15 protein-coding genes are annotated in these 15655 nt (G+C 70.0%); all 15 read left to right on the top strand.

The genetic code is table 11. The features are described from left to right. Positions 1-5 precede the first annotated feature (5 nt). The 15 genes from AC2YHJ_RS14520 (at position 6) to AC2YHJ_RS14450 (ending at position 15546) form a co-directional block, all read left to right on the top strand. Positions 6-2201: a N,N-dimethylformamidase beta subunit family domain-containing protein gene (locus AC2YHJ_RS14520; protein ID WP_487396789.1), complete on the top strand. Its 2196-nt coding sequence runs from the start codon at positions 6-8 to the stop codon at positions 2199-2201. Between the two features lie 85 nt (positions 2202-2286). After that, positions 2287-3858, top strand: a complete 1572-nt coding sequence (locus tag AC2YHJ_RS14515; RefSeq protein ID WP_487396788.1) for an ABC transporter substrate-binding protein — start codon at positions 2287-2289, stop codon at positions 3856-3858. A gap of 4 nt (positions 3859-3862) precedes the next feature. Next, positions 3863-4807 carry an ABC transporter permease gene (locus tag AC2YHJ_RS14510; protein WP_487396787.1) on the top strand — a complete coding sequence of 315 codons (945 nt, stop codon included), beginning with the start codon at positions 3863-3865 and terminating at the stop codon, positions 4805-4807. Further along, the gene (locus AC2YHJ_RS14505) at positions 4800-5684 is read left to right on the top strand and encodes an ABC transporter permease (RefSeq protein ID WP_487396786.1); all 885 of its coding nucleotides are present in this window, start codon (positions 4800-4802) and stop codon (positions 5682-5684) included. Before AC2YHJ_RS14510 ends, AC2YHJ_RS14505 begins: the two co-directional genes overlap by 8 nt. Then, complete coding sequence (locus tag AC2YHJ_RS14500; RefSeq protein ID WP_487396785.1) at positions 5681-6652, top strand: ABC transporter ATP-binding protein; 972 nt, start codon at positions 5681-5683, stop codon at positions 6650-6652. Before AC2YHJ_RS14505 ends, AC2YHJ_RS14500 begins: the two co-directional genes overlap by 4 nt. Then, complete coding sequence (locus tag AC2YHJ_RS14495; protein ID WP_487396784.1) at positions 6649-7632, top strand: ABC transporter ATP-binding protein; 984 nt, start codon at positions 6649-6651, stop codon at positions 7630-7632. Before AC2YHJ_RS14500 ends, AC2YHJ_RS14495 begins: the two co-directional genes overlap by 4 nt. 8 nt (positions 7633-7640) lie before the next feature. Beyond that, positions 7641-8663, top strand: coding sequence for a succinylglutamate desuccinylase/aspartoacylase family protein (locus tag AC2YHJ_RS14490; RefSeq protein ID WP_487396783.1), 1023 nt, complete (start codon positions 7641-7643; stop codon positions 8661-8663). A 41-nt stretch (positions 8664-8704) separates the two neighbouring features. Next, a complete protein-coding gene (locus AC2YHJ_RS14485; RefSeq protein ID WP_487396782.1) occupies positions 8705-9007 on the top strand; it encodes an ApeI family dehydratase in 303 nt (100 codons plus the stop codon). Then, positions 9004-9912: a lysophospholipid acyltransferase family protein gene (locus tag AC2YHJ_RS14480; RefSeq protein ID WP_487396781.1), complete on the top strand. Its 909-nt coding sequence runs from the start codon at positions 9004-9006 to the stop codon at positions 9910-9912. Before AC2YHJ_RS14485 ends, AC2YHJ_RS14480 begins: the two co-directional genes overlap by 4 nt. Beyond that, positions 9909-10472, top strand: a complete 564-nt coding sequence (locus tag AC2YHJ_RS14475) for a LolA family protein (protein WP_487396780.1) — start codon at positions 9909-9911, stop codon at positions 10470-10472. The genes AC2YHJ_RS14480 and AC2YHJ_RS14475 overlap by 4 nt, the downstream gene beginning before the upstream one ends. Continuing rightward, on the top strand, positions 10469-12763 hold the full coding sequence (locus AC2YHJ_RS14470; protein ID WP_487396779.1) for an MMPL family transporter: 2295 nt from the start codon (positions 10469-10471) through the stop codon (positions 12761-12763). Before AC2YHJ_RS14475 ends, AC2YHJ_RS14470 begins: the two co-directional genes overlap by 4 nt. Continuing rightward, positions 12760-13944: a beta-ketoacyl-ACP synthase gene (locus tag AC2YHJ_RS14465; protein ID WP_487396778.1), complete on the top strand. Its 1185-nt coding sequence runs from the start codon at positions 12760-12762 to the stop codon at positions 13942-13944. Before AC2YHJ_RS14470 ends, AC2YHJ_RS14465 begins: the two co-directional genes overlap by 4 nt. Next, on the top strand, positions 13941-14732 hold the full coding sequence (locus tag AC2YHJ_RS14460; protein WP_487396777.1) for a beta-ketoacyl synthase chain length factor: 792 nt from the start codon (positions 13941-13943) through the stop codon (positions 14730-14732). Before AC2YHJ_RS14465 ends, AC2YHJ_RS14460 begins: the two co-directional genes overlap by 4 nt. Further along, positions 14729-15175, top strand: coding sequence for a hotdog family protein (locus tag AC2YHJ_RS14455; protein ID WP_487396776.1), 447 nt, complete (start codon positions 14729-14731; stop codon positions 15173-15175). Before AC2YHJ_RS14460 ends, AC2YHJ_RS14455 begins: the two co-directional genes overlap by 4 nt. Beyond that, the gene (locus AC2YHJ_RS14450) at positions 15172-15546 is read left to right on the top strand and encodes a DsrE family protein (protein WP_487396775.1); all 375 of its coding nucleotides are present in this window, start codon (positions 15172-15174) and stop codon (positions 15544-15546) included. Before AC2YHJ_RS14455 ends, AC2YHJ_RS14450 begins: the two co-directional genes overlap by 4 nt. Positions 15547-15655 lie beyond the last annotated feature (109 nt).

Raw genomic sequence — 15655 nt, 5'->3', positions numbered from 1 at the left:
CCGCCATGTCGCCACCGCCGCCCGTCGCGGAACTGCCGATCACCGGCTACCTCGACCGCTTCTCCCACCGGCCGGGCGAACGCTTCGAGGCGCGGATCAGCGTGCGGGACGGTGGCCAGGCGCGGGCGCGGCTGGTGCGCGTGATCTCCGGCGATCCGAACCCGGCAGGGCCGGGGCTGCGCTTCGAGGATCTGTCGCATCGCTTCGACGTGACCTTCGAGGGGCGGCGCCAGGCGATCCGGCTCGGGTCGCACGCCATCGTGCCGCGCGCGCCACGCCGCGAGGCCGGGTCGCTGACCTGGAGCGCGCTGGTCTGGCTCGGGGTGCTGCCGGCGGAGGAGGCGACGATCCTCTGCGAGGCGGCGGATGGCGTCGCCGCGACGCTCGCGATCGGACGCGACGGCGTGATGGGCATCGTCACGGCCGAGGGGCGGGCCGTGGTCGTCGCGACGGATCGCCCACCGGCGCTGCGCGGCTGGCATCGCCTGTGGCTGAGCGCGGACCCCGGCACCGGGCGCGTTGCGGTGGGGATGGCGCCGCTCGATGGGGCCGCCGCGACGGTCGCGACGGCAGTGGTGCCGGGGCTGCGCGTGCCGGCGGGGGGCGGGCGCATCACCATCGCCGCGAATGGCGCGGCGGAGCCGGGCCGGCATTTCACCGGCAAGATCGAGGACCCGGCGCTGCTCGACGGCTATCGCGACGCCTGGGCGCATCCCGAGGCGACGCTCGCGGCGCTGGCGCCGATCGCCGGCTGGGACTTCTCGCGCGACATGATGACACAGCGCGTCCTCGATGTCGGGGAGCAGGGTTGCGACGGATATCTGGTGAATGTGCCGACACGCGCGGTGGTCGGGGCGCGGTGGTCGGGGGCGGAGATGTGCTGGCGCCACGCGCCGCGCGACTATGGCGCCATTCATTTCCACGCCGACGATCTCGGCGATTGCGGCTGGCAGACCGATGTCGCCTTCACCGTGCCGGAAGACCTGCCGTCCGGCGCCTACGCCCTGCACCTGACCTGTGCAGGCGGGGAGGACTGGCTGCCGCTGTATGTGCCGCCGCCGCGCGGGGTCGCGCGGGCGCCGGTGGTGTTCCTCGCTTCCACCTTCACCTACCAGGCCTATGCCAACCATGCGCGCGGCAATGCCGATGCGGCCTACAAGGCGCGCGTCGCGGCCTGGGGCGCCTATCCGCACAACCCGGACGATTATCCGGTCTATGGGCGGTCCACCTACAACAAGCATCCGGATGGCAGCGGCATCGCCTTCTCCTCGCGGCTGCGACCGATCCTGACGATGCGGCCGGGCTTCCTGACCTTCAACGACGCGCGCGGGTCGGGGCTGAGGCACTATCCCGCGGACACGCACCTGCTCGCCTGGATGGAGGCGAAGGGCATTGCCTTCGACGTCATCACCGATGAGGACCTGCACGAGGAGGGGGCCGCGCTACTGAAGCCCTATCGCGTCGTGCTGACGGGCTCGCATCCCGAATACCACACGCTGCAGACGCTGGATGCGTTGGCTGACTACACGCGCCATGGCGGGCGACTGATGTATCTCGGCGGCAATGGATTCTACTGGCGCGTCGCGGTGACGCAGACGCTGCCGGGGATGATGGAGCTGCGCCGGTCCGAGGGCGGCATCCGCGCCTGGGCCGCGGAGCCCGGCGAATACTGGCACCAGACCGATGGTGCCTATGGCGGGCTGTGGCGGCGCAACCGGCGGCCACCGCAGATGCTGGCCGGCGTCGGCTTCTCCGGCCAGGGGCTGTTCGAGGGCACGCATTACCGCCTGCTGCCCGCCGCGCGCGATCCGCAGCACGCCTGGATCTTCGATGGCGTGGCAGGGGAGACCTTCGGCGACTATGGCCTGTCCGGCGGCGGCGCTGCCGGCTTCGAGCTGGATCGTGCGGACTTCACCCTGGGCACGCCGGCCGGCACCACCATCCTCGCGCGGTCGGAGGATCCGCCGGCGTCCTTCGTCACCGTGCCGGAGGAACTGCTGTCGCACCTCGCGACGATCAGCGGCGAGACACCACAGGCGCTGAAGCGCGCCGAGATCGTGCAGTTCGACACGCCAGGTGGCGGCGCGGTCTTCGCCACCGGGTCCATCACCTGGTGCGGCAGCCTGTGGCAGGATGGCGCCTTCCAGGGACCGATCAGCCGCATCATGGAGAATGTCGTGGCACGTTTCTCCATCCCCTGAGGACGATCCCCCGTTGACACGCCGCGTTGCGCGTCGGACGCTTCATGCAACAGGGCTGTCACGCATCACCCGGGGGATTGTGCTTATGAAGCGCTCTCGTCTTGCGTTCTCGATCCTGGCGGTGGGCCTTGGCCTGCCGGCAGTGGCCTTCGCGGCCCCGTTCCAATGCCCGTCGCGCGGCGGCGACATCGTCTTTGGTCAGGAAGCGAATGTGAATTCGCTGGACCAGATGACGTCCACGACCATCTCGACCCGCAACATCGCGATGAACATGTACGAATCGCTGATGACGCGCAGCGAGGACAACCAGCCGATCCTCGAGCTCGCGGAGAGTATGGAGGAATCGGGCGACGGCCTGACCTATACCTTCCGCCTGCGCCAGGGCGTTACCTTCCACAACGGCAAGCCGATGACCTCGGCCGATGTCGCGGCATCCTTCAACCGATACAACCGCATCGGCATACAGCGCAGCACGCTCGACAATGTGGCGGGCTGGGACACGCCGGATCCGCGCACCTTCGTCATCCGCATGAAGCAGGTGCAGCCCACCTTCATCGAGGCGCTGTCCTCCTTCTCGGTCCCCATCGTCGTCATTCCTTCGGAGCACGAGAATGACGAGCGCCAGCAATTGCGCCCCGTGGGCACCGGACCGTTCCGCCTGCTGGAGTTCGTCCCCGGCAGCCATGCGCGGCTCGGCCGCTTCGACGGATACCAGCCGAACACGGCCTTCGAGCAGCGCACCGGCTTCGGCGGGTATCGCGTGGCCTGCGTGGATACCGTCACCTTCCGCATCGTGACGGAGGCCTCCGCCCGCGTCGCGGGGCTGGAAACCGGCGCCTTGCAGGCTGTCGAGGACGTGCCGACCCGTTCGCTCGACACGCTGCGCCGCAACAGCGCCATCACCATCCTGCCGCTGCAGAACTGGTGGATCCAGATCGCGCTGCCGAACACGTCCATCCCGCCGACCAACAACCTCGCCTTCCGCCGCGCGGTGCAGGCCGCGCTCGGGATGGAAGACATCATGGATGCGGCAACAGATGGGAATTACCGGCTCAATGTCGGCTTCCAGTTTCCGGGCCGGCCATCTTACACCGATGCCGGCAAGGAGACGTACAACATCAACGATCAGGCGCGCGCCCGCGCCCTGTTGCGTGAATCCGGCTACCGCAACGAGCCCATCATTCTCCTGACCAACCGCGACTATCCGCCGATGTACAACGCGGCGCTGGTCATGCAGCAACAACTGCGTGCGGTCGGCATCAACGCCAATCTCCGCGTGGTGGACTGGCCGACCTCGGTGCAGATGTCGCAGCGGGTGAACAGCGACGAATGGCACTTCTTCCATACCGGCTGGGGCACGCAACCCGCGCTTGGCGCGCTGGCGACGATGCAGTTCCTGGTCAGCCCCAACGCCGCCTATCGTCCGCGCGACGATCGCGACGACCCGGAGGTGCTGGCCCTGTGGAACGCGATGAACAACGAGCGTTCCGCCGAGGCGCGCCAGGCGGCCTATGCGAACATGCAGCGGATGGTCCTGGAGCGGGCCTATGCGCTGCCCTTCGGATCGCTGACCAAGGTGCAGGCGGTGCGATCCAACGTGCAGGGCTTCGTGCCCTTCCGTATCCCGCGCTTCTCCAACGTGTGGGTGCAGCGATAACACCATGGCCGGGGTCGCCTTCCGCCGCCTGCTGAGCGCGATCCCGGTCCTCCTCATCGTCAGCCTGATCACCTTCGGGCTGATGCGGCTGATCCCCGGCGATCCGGCGGCGGCCATCGCCGGTGTGTCAGCCACGCCAGCGCAGATTGAACAATTGCGGCGGGATCTCGGGCTCGACCAGCCACTGCATCTGCAACTGCTGGACTATTACCAGGGCTTAGCGCGGGGCGATCTGGGGCGGTCGCTGCTGCTCGGCAAGGGTGTCTTCGCCGCGACGATGGAACGGCTGCCGGTCACCATCGGGCTGTCCCTGTTCGCACTGGTCTTCACCCTGCTGATCGGCATCGCCAGCGGCATCGTCGCCGCGCTGCGGCAGAATTCCTGGATCGACCAGGCGGCGATGATGTTCGCCATGATCGGCATCAGCGTGCCGAACTTCTTCCTTGGTCTGCTGATGATCATCCTGTTTGCGGTGCATCTCGGCTGGCTGCCTTCGGGTGGCTACGTCGCCTTCGGCGAGGATCCGGTGGGTTGGCTGCGCAGCATGACGATGCCGGCCTTCTCGCTGGCGCTGCTGCAGGCGGGGCTGCTGGCACGCATCACGCGGTCGTCGATGCTGGAGGTGCTGCGCCAGGACTATATCCGCACCGCCAAGGCGAAGGGCTTGCCGCATCGCAAGGTGGTGCTGAAGCACGCGCTGTCGAATGCACTGATCCCGATCGTGACGGTGGTCGGCATCATCGTCTCCTTGCTGCTGTCCGGCGCGGTGGTGACGGAGGCGCTGTTCTCCATTCCCGGCATGGGCCAGTTGCTGACCCAGGCGGTGCTGTCGCGCGACTATCCGATGGTGCAGGGGGGGCTGCTGCTGGTGACAACCTTCCTGGTGATGGTGAACATCACCGTCGATGTCCTCTACGCCGTGCTGGACCCGCGGGTGCGCTATGAGTGACGTTGCCGACGCCGAAGGCATCGCGCTGAAGCGGGAACACCCTGCGCGCGCGGCGCTGCGCCGCCTGTTCCGCCACCGGCTGTTCGTGACGGGGTTGTTCCTCTTCACCATCGTCGCCGGCATCGGGGCGGCCGCGCCTTGGATCACCGACATCGACCCGCAGCGCCTGTCGATGCGCAACAAGTTCCTTTCGCCCAGCGAGACCTGGGTCTTCGGCACCGACAATTTCGGCCGGTCGCTGTGGTCGCGCGTGGTGTGGGGCGCGCAGCTGTCGATGGTCATCGGCGCGTCGGTCGTCGCGCTGAACGCGGTGTTCGGCACGCTGATCGGCGCGGCCGCGGGGTATTTCCGCCGGCTCGACAACGCGTTGATGCGGGTGAACGACGCGCTGATGGCCTTCCCGGCAATCCTGCTGGCCATCGCCGTGACCTCGGTGCTCGGGCCATCCACGCTGAACGTCATCCTGGCGTTGTCGATCGTCTACATCCCCCGCACGGCGCGCATCGTGCGCTCATCGGTGATCGTGCTGCGGGAGATGGAATACGTGCAGGCCGCGATCGCCGCCGGCGCCGGGCACTGGCGCATCCTGCGCCACCACATCCTGCCCAACGCCATGGCGCCGATGATCGTGCAGCTCTCCTTCCTCTTCGCCTATGCCGTGTTGTCGGAAGCGACGCTGTCCTTCCTCGGCGTCGGCGCGGTGCCGCCGACGCCCACCTGGGGCAACATCATGGCCGAGGGCCGCGACTTCATGCGGGAAGCGCCCTGGATCATCACGATCCCCGGCGTGATGCTGATGATCACGGTGATGGGGCTCAACCTTCTCGGCGACGGGCTGCGCGACGTGCTCGACCCACGGCTCAGGATCCAGCAGTGAACCTACTCGAGGTGCGCGGCCTGACCACGGCCTTCATGACCGGGCGCGGCGAGGTGAACGCCATCGAGGACATCTCCTTCTCGTTGAAGGAAGGCGAGATCCTCGGCATCGTCGGTGAGTCAGGCTCCGGGAAGTCGGTCACGGCGCTGACCATCATGGACCTGTTGCCGAAGCCGCCGGCCCGCGTCGCGGCCGGCGAAGTGACCTTCAACGGCCAACGCCTGACCGCCATGTCCGACCGCCAGATGCAGGCGATCCGCGGCCCCGGGATCTCGATGATCTTCCAGGAGCCGATGACCTCGCTGAACCCGGTCTTCTCCATCGGCGACCAGATCATGGAGACGATCGCGGCACATGAACGCCTGTCGCAGGCGGATCTGCGCCGCCGCGCCATCACCATGCTGGACAAGGTCGGCATCCCGTCAGCCTCGCGGCGGCTGGACGACTACCCGCATCAGATGTCAGGCGGTCAGCGCCAGCGCGTGATGATCGCCATGGCACTTGCCTGCAATCCGAAGTTGCTGATCGCGGATGAGCCCACCACGGCCCTCGACGTCACCATCCAGGCGCAGATCCTCGATCTTCTGATGGATCTGCGCGACGAGTTCGGCATGGGCGTCATCATCATCACCCACAACATGGGGGTGATCGCGGAGACGGCGGACCGCGTGCTGGTCATGTATGCCGGTCGTGTCATCGAGGAAGCGCCGGTCGCGACCATCTTCGACCATCCGATGCATCCCTATACCCGTGGGCTCCTGGAATGCGTCCCCTCGCTCACCGAGGACCGCCCGCGCCTCGTCGCCATTCCCGGCACGCTGCCCGAACCCGCCCGCCGCCCGCCGGGCTGCCGCTTCGGTCCGCGCTGCGCCCATGCGCTGCCATCCTGTTCCGCGTCGATCCCGGCGCTGGAGACGCTGGAGCCGACCCACACCGCGGCCTGCTTCCGTGCCCGGGAACTGGCATGACCACGCCGCTGATCGCAGCCACCGCGCTGTCCAAGCATTTCGAGGTCGGTGGCGGCGGCTTCTTCGGCTTGCGCCGCGGCACGACGCTGAAGGCGGTGGACGAGGTCTCGCTGTCGATCAATGCCGGGGAGACGCTTGGCCTGGTCGGCGAATCCGGCTGCGGCAAATCCACGCTGGGCCGGCTGCTGCTGCGGCTGATCGAACCGACCTCTGGCGCCATCGCCTTCGACGGCAACGACATCACCGCCATCGGCCGGATGGAGATGCGCGGCTATCGCCGCTTCATGCAGATCATCTTCCAGGATCCCTACGGCGCACTGAACCCGCGCATGTCGGTCGAGGACATCATTGGCGAGCCGCTGATCATCCATGGCGCGAAGCCCGGTGCTGAGACTCGTGCGAAGGTGACGCAGATGCTCGGAAAGGTCGGCTTGCCGGCGCGCGCGCTCGACCGCTTCCCGCATGAATTCTCCGGCGGCCAGCGGCAGCGCATCGGCATCGCCCGCGCGCTGATCCTGCATCCGCGGCTGATCGTCTGCGACGAGGCGGTCTCGGCGCTCGACGTCTCGGTGCAGGCGCAGATCGTCAACCTGTTGCAGGATCTGCAGCGGGAAATGGGGTTGACGTACCTGTTCATCGCGCACGACCTGTCGGTGGTGCGCCACATCTCGGACCGCGTCGCGGTGATGTATCTCGGCAAGGTGGTGGAAGTCGCGGATAAGGCGACGATCTACGCCGCGCCGCTGCATCCCTATACACAGGCGCTGATCGCGGCGGTGCCGGCGCAGCATCCGGCGCAGCGGTCGCGCGGCAAGCGGGAACGCATCGCGGGCGACATCCCCTCGGCGCTCAACCCGCCATCGGGTTGCCGCTTCCACACGCGCTGCCCGCATGTGATGCCGGTCTGCCGCGAACGTGCCCCCGAATTGCGCGTCACCGCACCAGGCCATCAGGTCGCCTGCCACCTGACCGACAACTGAGGAACGCCATGTCAGAACCAAGAAAGTCCCGCCTGGTCCCGGAAGTGGACTTCGCGAAGGACGGCAAGCAGACCGGCTTCATCCGCCTGTTCCATTCCACGCACGACAGCGCCTACGGCTTCCTGCCCATCCCGATCGTGGTGGTGAAGAACGGCGAGGGTCCGACCGCGCTGTTCTCCTCCGGCAATCATGGCGACGAGTATGAGGGCCAGCTCGCCGTCACCAACCTGGTCAAGTTTCTCGAACCATCCATGATCCGCGGCCGGGTCATCCTGCTGCCCATGGCGAATTACCCGGCGGCGCTGGCGGGGCGGCGCGTCTCGCCGATCGACGACGTGAACATGAACCGCGTCTTCCCCGGCGACCCGGATGGCACGGTCACGCGCCAGATCGCACATTACATCGACAGCGAATTGATCCCGCTCGCCGACCTCGTCATCGACCTGCATTCGGGCGGCTCGTCGCTGAACTACGTCCCGACCGCGCTCGCCAAGCAATCGGCCGATCCGGCGCTGTATCAGAAGCAGCTCGCGGCACTGCGGGCCTTCGGTGCTCCCTACACCTACATCCAGGGCGGCGCGCAGGGGCAGGGCGGCGACCAGACGCTCGGCGCCGGGGCGGACCGGCGCGGCAGGATCGCGCTGGGGACGGAACTCGGCGGCGCGGGGGCGGTGAATGCCTCGGGCCTCGCGATTGCCGAGCGCGGGTTGCGCAACCTGCTGGTTCACCTCGGCATCCTCGGCAAGGAACATTGGGAGGACCCGCCGGCGGCGACGCGCTTCCTCGATGTGCGTGGGCCCGAAATGTATGTCTATGCGCCGGAAAACGGGGTGTTCGAACCCCTGGTCGAACTCGGCGACACCGTCGCCATCGGCACGCCGGCCGCGCGCATCCACATGCCTGAGACACCCTGGCTGCCGCCGGTCGAGATCGCCTTCAAGGCCGCCGGCCTCGTCATGTGCAAGCGCATCCCCGCGCGCACCAAGCGCGGCGACTGCCTGTTCCACCTGGCGACCGGCCTCGTGACCTGAACCCCTTGCGGGATGGCCGCCGGGCGTGCTGAAGCCCGGCGGTGAGCACGCGCCACGACACCGCCTTCGTCATCGGCCCCGACCATCCCGCCCTGCCCGGGCATTTCCCGGGCCGTCCGGTCGTTCCGGGCGTGGTACTGCTGGATCACGTCGTGGCGGCCGCGCGCGAGGCCTTCGGCCTCGGTCCGGCAACGGGCTTGCCGCGCGCGAAGTTCGCCGCCCCCGTGCTGCCGGGCCAGCGCGTGGACGCCACGCTGACCCGGCTCGACGCCACGCGCATCGCCTTCGCCTGTAGCGCCGAGGGGCAGGTCGTCGCGTCCGGCGAATTGCGCTTTGCGCCATGACTGACACCGCCGCCTGGACGCGCACGCCCGAACGCGGCGGTGGCGGCACGGCGCAGCGCCTGATCGTGCGCATCGCGCTCGGGCTCGGCTGGCATGCCGGCCAGGCGCTGCTCTATCCGATCACGCTGTTCTTCCTGACCACTTCCCCTGCGATGCAGAAGCGCGCCGTCTGGCGCTACCTGACGCGCGCACTCGATCGACAGGCCGGCTGGCACGATATCTGGCGGCTGTACTTCTGCTTCGCGTCGACCATGCTCGACCGCGTCTTCCTCCTCACCGGCCGCACCGCCGGCTATCGGGTGGAGATCGAAGGGCTCGATCTGCTGAAGGATGCCGCCGTCGCGGGGCGCGGCATGGTGCTGCTCGGCGCGCATATGGGGTCCTTCGAGGCCCTGCGTGCCATCGGCGGCGCCGATGCGCCGGTCGAGGTCCGCATGCTGATGCACGCCAATCCCGGCGGCGCGGCGGATGCGATGTTCGACAGCCTCGATCCCACCCGGGCCGGCGCGATCATCCGGCTCGGCCGGCCCGAGGCGATGCTCGAAGCCCGCGAGGTGCTGGACCGCGGCGGCGTCGTCGGCCTGCTGGCCGATCGCGCACCGCGTGGCGAACGCATGCTTGCCGTCCCGTTCCTCGGTGCCGAGGCGCCGTTCCCGGGTGGGCCGATGACGCTCGCCGCCATCCTGCATGCACCGGTGGTGCTGGGCTTCGGACTGTGGCTCGGGCCACGCCGCTACCTGTTGCGTTTCGAATCCTTCGCCGAGACCGTCGACCTGCCGCGTGCAACGCGGGAAGCCGCGCTGCGTTCCTGGTTGGCGCGCTATGCCGCGCGGTTGGACCAGATCTGCCGCGCCCATCCGTACAATTGGTTCAACTTCTACGATTTCTGGCAGGAGGAACCGTGACCCGTCGCGCTGTCCTCATCGCGATGGCGCTGCTGCCTGGCGCGGCGCGCGCGCAGGATGCGATGGCGCAGGTCATGGCCGCGCTCGCGGCGGTGCGCGAAAGCCGCGCGCGCTTCGTCGAGGAGAAGGAACTGCCGGAGCTCGACCGCCCGCTGACCTCACGCGGGACGCTCGCCTGGAGCGCGCCGGACCGGCTGGAGAAGCACACCACCGAGCCCTTCGAGGAACGCCTGCTGGTCGAAGGCGACCGCCTGCTGCTGGAACGCCCGGATCGTGGTGCGCGACAGGAAATCGCCCTCGACACCGCGCCTGAGATCCGCCCGCTGGTCGAGGCGATCCGCGCCACGCTCGCCGGCGACGCAGCGACGCTGCGCGCCTATTTCCGCGTCGATTTCTCGGGCGACCCGGCGCGCTGGCGGATGGTGCTGACACCGCTGTCGACGCGCGTACTGGCTGCTGTTCAGCGCATCGCCATCGAGGGCGAGCGGGCCTTCGTGCAGGTGATCGAGACCCAGGGCCGCGAGGGCCGCAGCCGCATGACGGCGACGCCGCTGCGATGAACCGCCTGCTGCGATTCCTGCCGCTGCTGCTGATGCTGGCGGTGCTCAGCGCTGCGTTTCCACTGGTGCTGCGCCACGTTACCCTGCGCAGCGATATCAGCGACTTCCTGCCTGATGCGCGAACCCCCGAAGCGGCCTTCCTGCTGCACGAACTGCGCGAGGGTGCCGCGACGCGCCTGCTGATCGCGGGCATCGAGGGCGCGCCGGCGCCGGACCTCGCGCGCCTGTCACGCGCTGTGGCGACGGCACTCGGCGACAGCGGACTGTTCGCCATCGTCACCAATGGCGCGCCGCGCATCGACGATGCCGAAGCCGCGCTGCTCTTCGCGCATCGCTACGCGCTATCCCCCACGGATCTGACGGAAGCCGCGCTGCGCGACGCGCTGGAGACGCTGCTCGACGGGCTGCGTTCCTCTGCCGAGCCGCTGCTGCGCCGCTTCGGTTTTGCCGACCCGACCGGCGCCTTTCTGACCCTGCTGCGCGGCTGGTCGGCGGAAAGCCGCGTTGCGACGGAACAAGGCGTCTGGATGGCGGCGGGTCCACGTGCGCTGATCCTCGCACAGACCCGCGCCGCCGGCCTCGACACTATGGCGCAGCAGCACGCGGCGGATGCCTTCCGCGCCGCCTTCGCCGCCGCCGATCCGCCGTCCGGTGCAAGGCTGCTTCTGTCCGGCCCTGGCGTCTTCGCGGCGGAAGCCGCGGCGGCGGTGCGCGCCGATGTGAAGCTGGTCTCCACCCTGTCCTTCCTGCTGGTCGCCGCCTTCCTGTTCTGGCGCTACCGCTCGCCGATGATGCTGGCGGTGGTGGCGGTGCCGCTCGCGCTGGGCACTCTGGCGGGACTGGTCGTGGTGAATGCGGCCTTTGGTCATGTGCATGGCGCGGCGCTCGGCTTCGGCATGACCATGCTTGGCGTCTGCGACGACTATCCGATCCTGCTGGTGACCAATCGCGCCCCGGGCGAGTCGCTACACGACACGGCGCGGCGCATCTGGCCGACGTTGCGCCTAGCCGTCGCGGCGGCCGTCGCCGGGCTGGTGCCGATGTTGGCCTCGGGCTTTCCGGGTCTCGCGCAGCTTGGGTTGTTCGCGGCGGCGGGGTTGGCCGGGGCGGCGCTGGCGACGCGCTTCCTGCTGCCCGCGCTGCTGCCGGCGGAGGGCCTGCCGGTGCGGGCGCTGCCGGAACGGGCGGCGCATGCGCTGCTGCGCCTGCCGTCGCTGCGCTGGCCCGTGCTGGGCGGGCTGGTGCTGGTCGCGATCGCCCTGGCCCTGGCCGGCGGACCGCGGATGGCGCGCGACATCGCCGATCTCTCGCCGGTGCCGGAACAGGTCCGCGCGCTGGATGGCGAGTTGCGCGGCCAAGTCGGCGCGCCGGATGTGCGAGTGGTGCTGTCGGTCGCCGGTGCGGATGCGGAAGCCGCGTTGCGTGCCTCGGAATCGGCTGCCGCGGCGCTGCTGCGATCCGGTGCGGTCGCTGGGCTCGATCACCCCGCGCGCTACCTGCCGAGTGCCGCGACGCAGCGCGCCCGCATCGCCGCGCTGCCGGATGACGCGACCCTGGCCGCTCGGCTGGAGGCGGCGCGGGCCGGCCTGCCCTTCCGCGCCGCGGCCTTCACGCCCTTTCTCGAAGGCGTGGCGGAGGCGCGGCGGCTGCCGCCCCTGACGCCATCCGATCTGCGCGACGCGCCGCTGCTCGCCGCGCGGCTGTCCCCGTTACTGCGGCAGGACGCCGATGGCTGGCGCGCCCTGCTGCTGCCCGAGGGTGTCCGCGACCTCGCGGCGCTGCGCGCGGCCGCCACGACGATCCCCGGCCTGCTGGTGGTGGAGATCAAGGCGGAGACCGGGGCGCTGCTCGATCAGGGCATCGCTGCCGCGCTGCGCTGGGGTGCGGTGGGCGGCGTGCTGGTGCTGCTGCTGCTGGGCGCCGCGCGCGGCGTGGCTGGGGGCTTGCGCATCGCGCTCGCGCTGTGCGGCGCCCTGCTGCTGACCTTCGCCACGCTTCATGCGCTTGGCGAACAGATCACCGTCTTCCACCTGACCGCGGCGCTCTTGCTGGCCGGCGTCGGCATGGACTATGCCCTGTTCATCTCCCGCACGGACCGCGGCGATGCCGGGGACGCGGCCCGTGCGCTCGGTGCGGTCATCACCTGCATGGTCACGACGTCGCTCACCTTCGGTCTCCTCGCGCTGTGCCGTACGCCGGTGCTGCATGCGACGGGGCTGACCGTGTGCATCGGCGTGGCCAGCGCCTTCCTGCTGGCCTGCGCGCTGGCGCCGCGGCGGGCCGCGGTATGACGCCCTTCCGCATCACGGCGATCACCGCCACCAGCGCCATGGGCGTCGGCCTGGGCGCGACGCGCGAGGCGCTGCGGGAACGCCGCGGCGGGCTGCGCCCCTGCGACTTGCCCGGCATGCCCGCGGGCATCTGGATCGGTCGCGTGCCGGATGCCGAGGCCATCGAACCGCCCGCGCCGCTCGCCGCCTTCGCCTGCCGCAACACGCGTCTTGCCGAACTGGCGCTGCGCCAGGACGGCTTCATCGACGCCGTGGAGGAGGCGAAGCGGCGCCATGGTGCCGCGCGCATCGCGGTGGTGCTCGGCACCTCCACCTCCGGCATCGCGGAGACCGAGCACGCCTGGGCGCGCCGCGGCGCGGACGGCGTGCTGCCGCCCTATGATTTCGCACGCACCCACGACCTGCATGCGCTGCCGCGCTATCTGCGGGCGCGGCTTGGCCTCGGCGGGCCGTGCATCTCGATCTCCACCGCCTGCACCTCCGGCGCGCGATCCTTCCTTGATGCCGCGACGCTGATCGAGGCGGGATTTGCCGATGCGGCGGTGGTGGGTGGCGCCGATACGCTGTGCGGGCTGACGCTGCACGGCTTCCGTTCGCTCGAACTGCTCGCCCAGGGGCCGACGCGCCCCTGCGCCGAGGATCGCGACGGCATCAGCATTGGCGAGGCGGCGGCTTTCGCGCTGATCGAGCGCGCCGCGCCAGGCGATGCGGGACGCCTCGGGTTGCTCGGCGCGGGCGCCTCCTCCGACGGACACCACATGTCCTCGCCGCATCCGGACGGGCATGGCGCGGTGGCGGCGATGCGTATGGCGCTGGACCGCGCGGGCCTGGCCCCGGGCGACATCGACTACGTCAACATGCACGGCACCGGCACGCGCGCGAATGACGCGATGGAAGACCGCGCCATCGCGCGCATCTTCGGCGATGCCGTGCCTTGTTCCTCCACCAAGGGGTGGACCGGCCACACGCTGGGCGCGGCCGGCGCGTTGGAAGCAGCGGTCGCGGCGATCTGCGTCGAGGACGGGCTGGTGCCAGGGTGCCTTGGCGTCGCGCGCGTCGATCCGGCCTTCGCCGCCGGCATCGTGGTGGACAATCGCGATGCGCGGATCGATCGCGTGCTGTCCAATTCCTTCGGCTTCGGCGGCAGCAATTGCGCGCTGGTGATCGGGCGCGTCCCGTGACCGCGGCTGCTGGGATTGCCGGGATCGGGCTGCTTGGGCCGGGGCTGGCCGGTTGGGCCGCGTCGGTGCCGGTCCTGGCGGGTGCTGAGCCCCATGTGAGTGCGCCGGTGGTGTCCCCGGTGCCCGCGCTGCTGCCGGCGACCGAACGGCGCCGCACCGGGCCGTCCGTGCGCCTCGCCCTCGCCGTCGCGGCGGAGGCGGTGCAGGCCAGCGGCCTGCCGCCGGAGGAACTCGATACCGTCTTCGCCAGTTCCAACGGCGAAGGGCAGGTGATCGTCTCGATCCTCGAGGCGCTGCACGCGCCGGATGGCGCGATCTCCCCCACCCAGTTCCACAATTCGGTGCACAACGCGGCGGCGGGATATTGGGGCATCGCGGCCGGTTCGGCGCGGCCTTCGGTCAGTCTCGGCGGGCATGACTTCGCCTTCGCGACCGGGCTGATGCAGGCGGTGGCGCAGGTCGCGGCGCAGCGCGTGCCGGTGCTTCTGGTCGCCCATGACGTGCCGCTGCCGCCGCCGCTGGCAACGTTGCGCCCTGGGGAGGGGGCCTTCGCCGTCGCACTGGTGCTGGTGCCCGGAGCAGGCGCGCTGGGCGCGCTGAGCGTGGCCTACGGCGCCGAGGACACGGCGACGGAATCCCCCCTGCCAATGGCGTTCGAGGTGCTTCGCACGGGCAATCCGGTGGCCCGCGCCCTGCCGCTGCTGATGGCGTTGGCGACGCGGCGCGATGCGACGCTGCGTTTCGCATTGCCTGAAGCCGCCGCGCTCGATGTCACGGTGACGCCATGACCGATCTGCCAGGCACGCGCGATGCGATCGCCCGGCTGGTGCCGCACCAGGGTGCGATGTGCCTGCTCGAACGGGTGCGATCCTGCAACGCATCGGGCATCGCCTGTGCCTCGGCCACGCATTGCGACCCGGGCCACCCGCTGCGGCGGGACGGTGTGCTGCCGGCGGTCTGCGGGCTGGAATACGCGTTGCAGGCGATGGCGCTGCATGGTGCGCTGACGGATGGCGCGGCGCAGGGGCCGGGCTACCTCGCGGCGCTGTCGGGCGTGACGCTGGCGGTGGAGCGGCTGGACGACGTGGCCGGCGAGCTGCTCGTCACCGCCACGGCCCTGGCGCGGGAGAGCCGCGGCTTCATCTATGGCTTCGAGGTCGCGGGCGGCGGGCGGGTGCTGCTGTCGGGGCGGGCGACGATCGTGCTGGTTTCGGAAGGATGCGCCGCATGACCAAATCCCTCGGCATCCTCCTCGAATCCGGCGGCCATGCACGCGGCCACTACGCCTTGGTCGTGGCGGCCGGCGCCGCTGCTCTTGGCCGTGCCGTGACGCTCTTCGCGACCAACCAGGGCTGCCTGTTGCTGGCCGACCCATCCCCGCTGGTCGCGGATGCACGGGAGGTCACCATCACCGCGCGCGGCGTCGCCGGCGTCACCGTCCTGCTCGAAGCCTGTGCCGAACTCGGCGTGCGGCGCATCGCCTGCGAGGCGGGGCTGAAGGCCGAGGGCCTGTCTGGCCTGGCGCTCGCCGCGGGGGTCGAGGTCGCGGGCATCGCGACCTTCCTCGAGGCGGTCGGGGACGGGCAGATCATCACGCTGTAGCGCGGCGCTTGACCCGGCGCCGCCGGGGGGTGGACAGAGGGGGGCATGACGGCTTTTTTCCGCCTCGCACTCGTTGCGCTCGCCGTGCTGGGCGCCCTGCCCGCCGCGG

The organism is Roseomonas sp. SRI_022 (genome assembly GCF_057586215.1).
The sequence above is the reverse complement of the archived record's forward strand: the minus strand, read 5'-3'. Positions and strand labels throughout refer to the sequence as shown.

What these genes read in the sequence shown, in the direction of transcription:
- AC2YHJ_RS14520 (WP_487396789.1), top strand. Translation starts at nt 6, where the DNA reads ATGTCGCCACCGCCGCCCGTCGCGGAACTGCCGATCACCGGCTACCTC.
- AC2YHJ_RS14515 (WP_487396788.1), top strand. Translation starts at nt 2,287, where the DNA reads ATGAAGCGCTCTCGTCTTGCGTTCTCGATCCTGGCGGTGGGCCTTGGC.
- AC2YHJ_RS14510 (WP_487396787.1), top strand. Translation starts at nt 3,863, where the DNA reads ATGGCCGGGGTCGCCTTCCGCCGCCTGCTGAGCGCGATCCCGGTCCTC.
- AC2YHJ_RS14505 (WP_487396786.1), top strand. Translation starts at nt 4,800, where the DNA reads ATGAGTGACGTTGCCGACGCCGAAGGCATCGCGCTGAAGCGGGAACAC.
- AC2YHJ_RS14495 (WP_487396784.1), top strand. Translation starts at nt 6,649, where the DNA reads ATGACCACGCCGCTGATCGCAGCCACCGCGCTGTCCAAGCATTTCGAG.
- AC2YHJ_RS14490 (WP_487396783.1), top strand. Translation starts at nt 7,641, where the DNA reads ATGTCAGAACCAAGAAAGTCCCGCCTGGTCCCGGAAGTGGACTTCGCG.
- AC2YHJ_RS14480 (WP_487396781.1), top strand. Translation starts at nt 9,004, where the DNA reads ATGACTGACACCGCCGCCTGGACGCGCACGCCCGAACGCGGCGGTGGC.
- AC2YHJ_RS14470 (WP_487396779.1), top strand. Translation starts at nt 10,469, where the DNA reads ATGAACCGCCTGCTGCGATTCCTGCCGCTGCTGCTGATGCTGGCGGTG.
- AC2YHJ_RS14465 (WP_487396778.1), top strand. Translation starts at nt 12,760, where the DNA reads ATGACGCCCTTCCGCATCACGGCGATCACCGCCACCAGCGCCATGGGC.
- AC2YHJ_RS14455 (WP_487396776.1), top strand. Translation starts at nt 14,729, where the DNA reads ATGACCGATCTGCCAGGCACGCGCGATGCGATCGCCCGGCTGGTGCCG.
- AC2YHJ_RS14450 (WP_487396775.1), top strand. Translation starts at nt 15,172, where the DNA reads ATGACCAAATCCCTCGGCATCCTCCTCGAATCCGGCGGCCATGCACGC.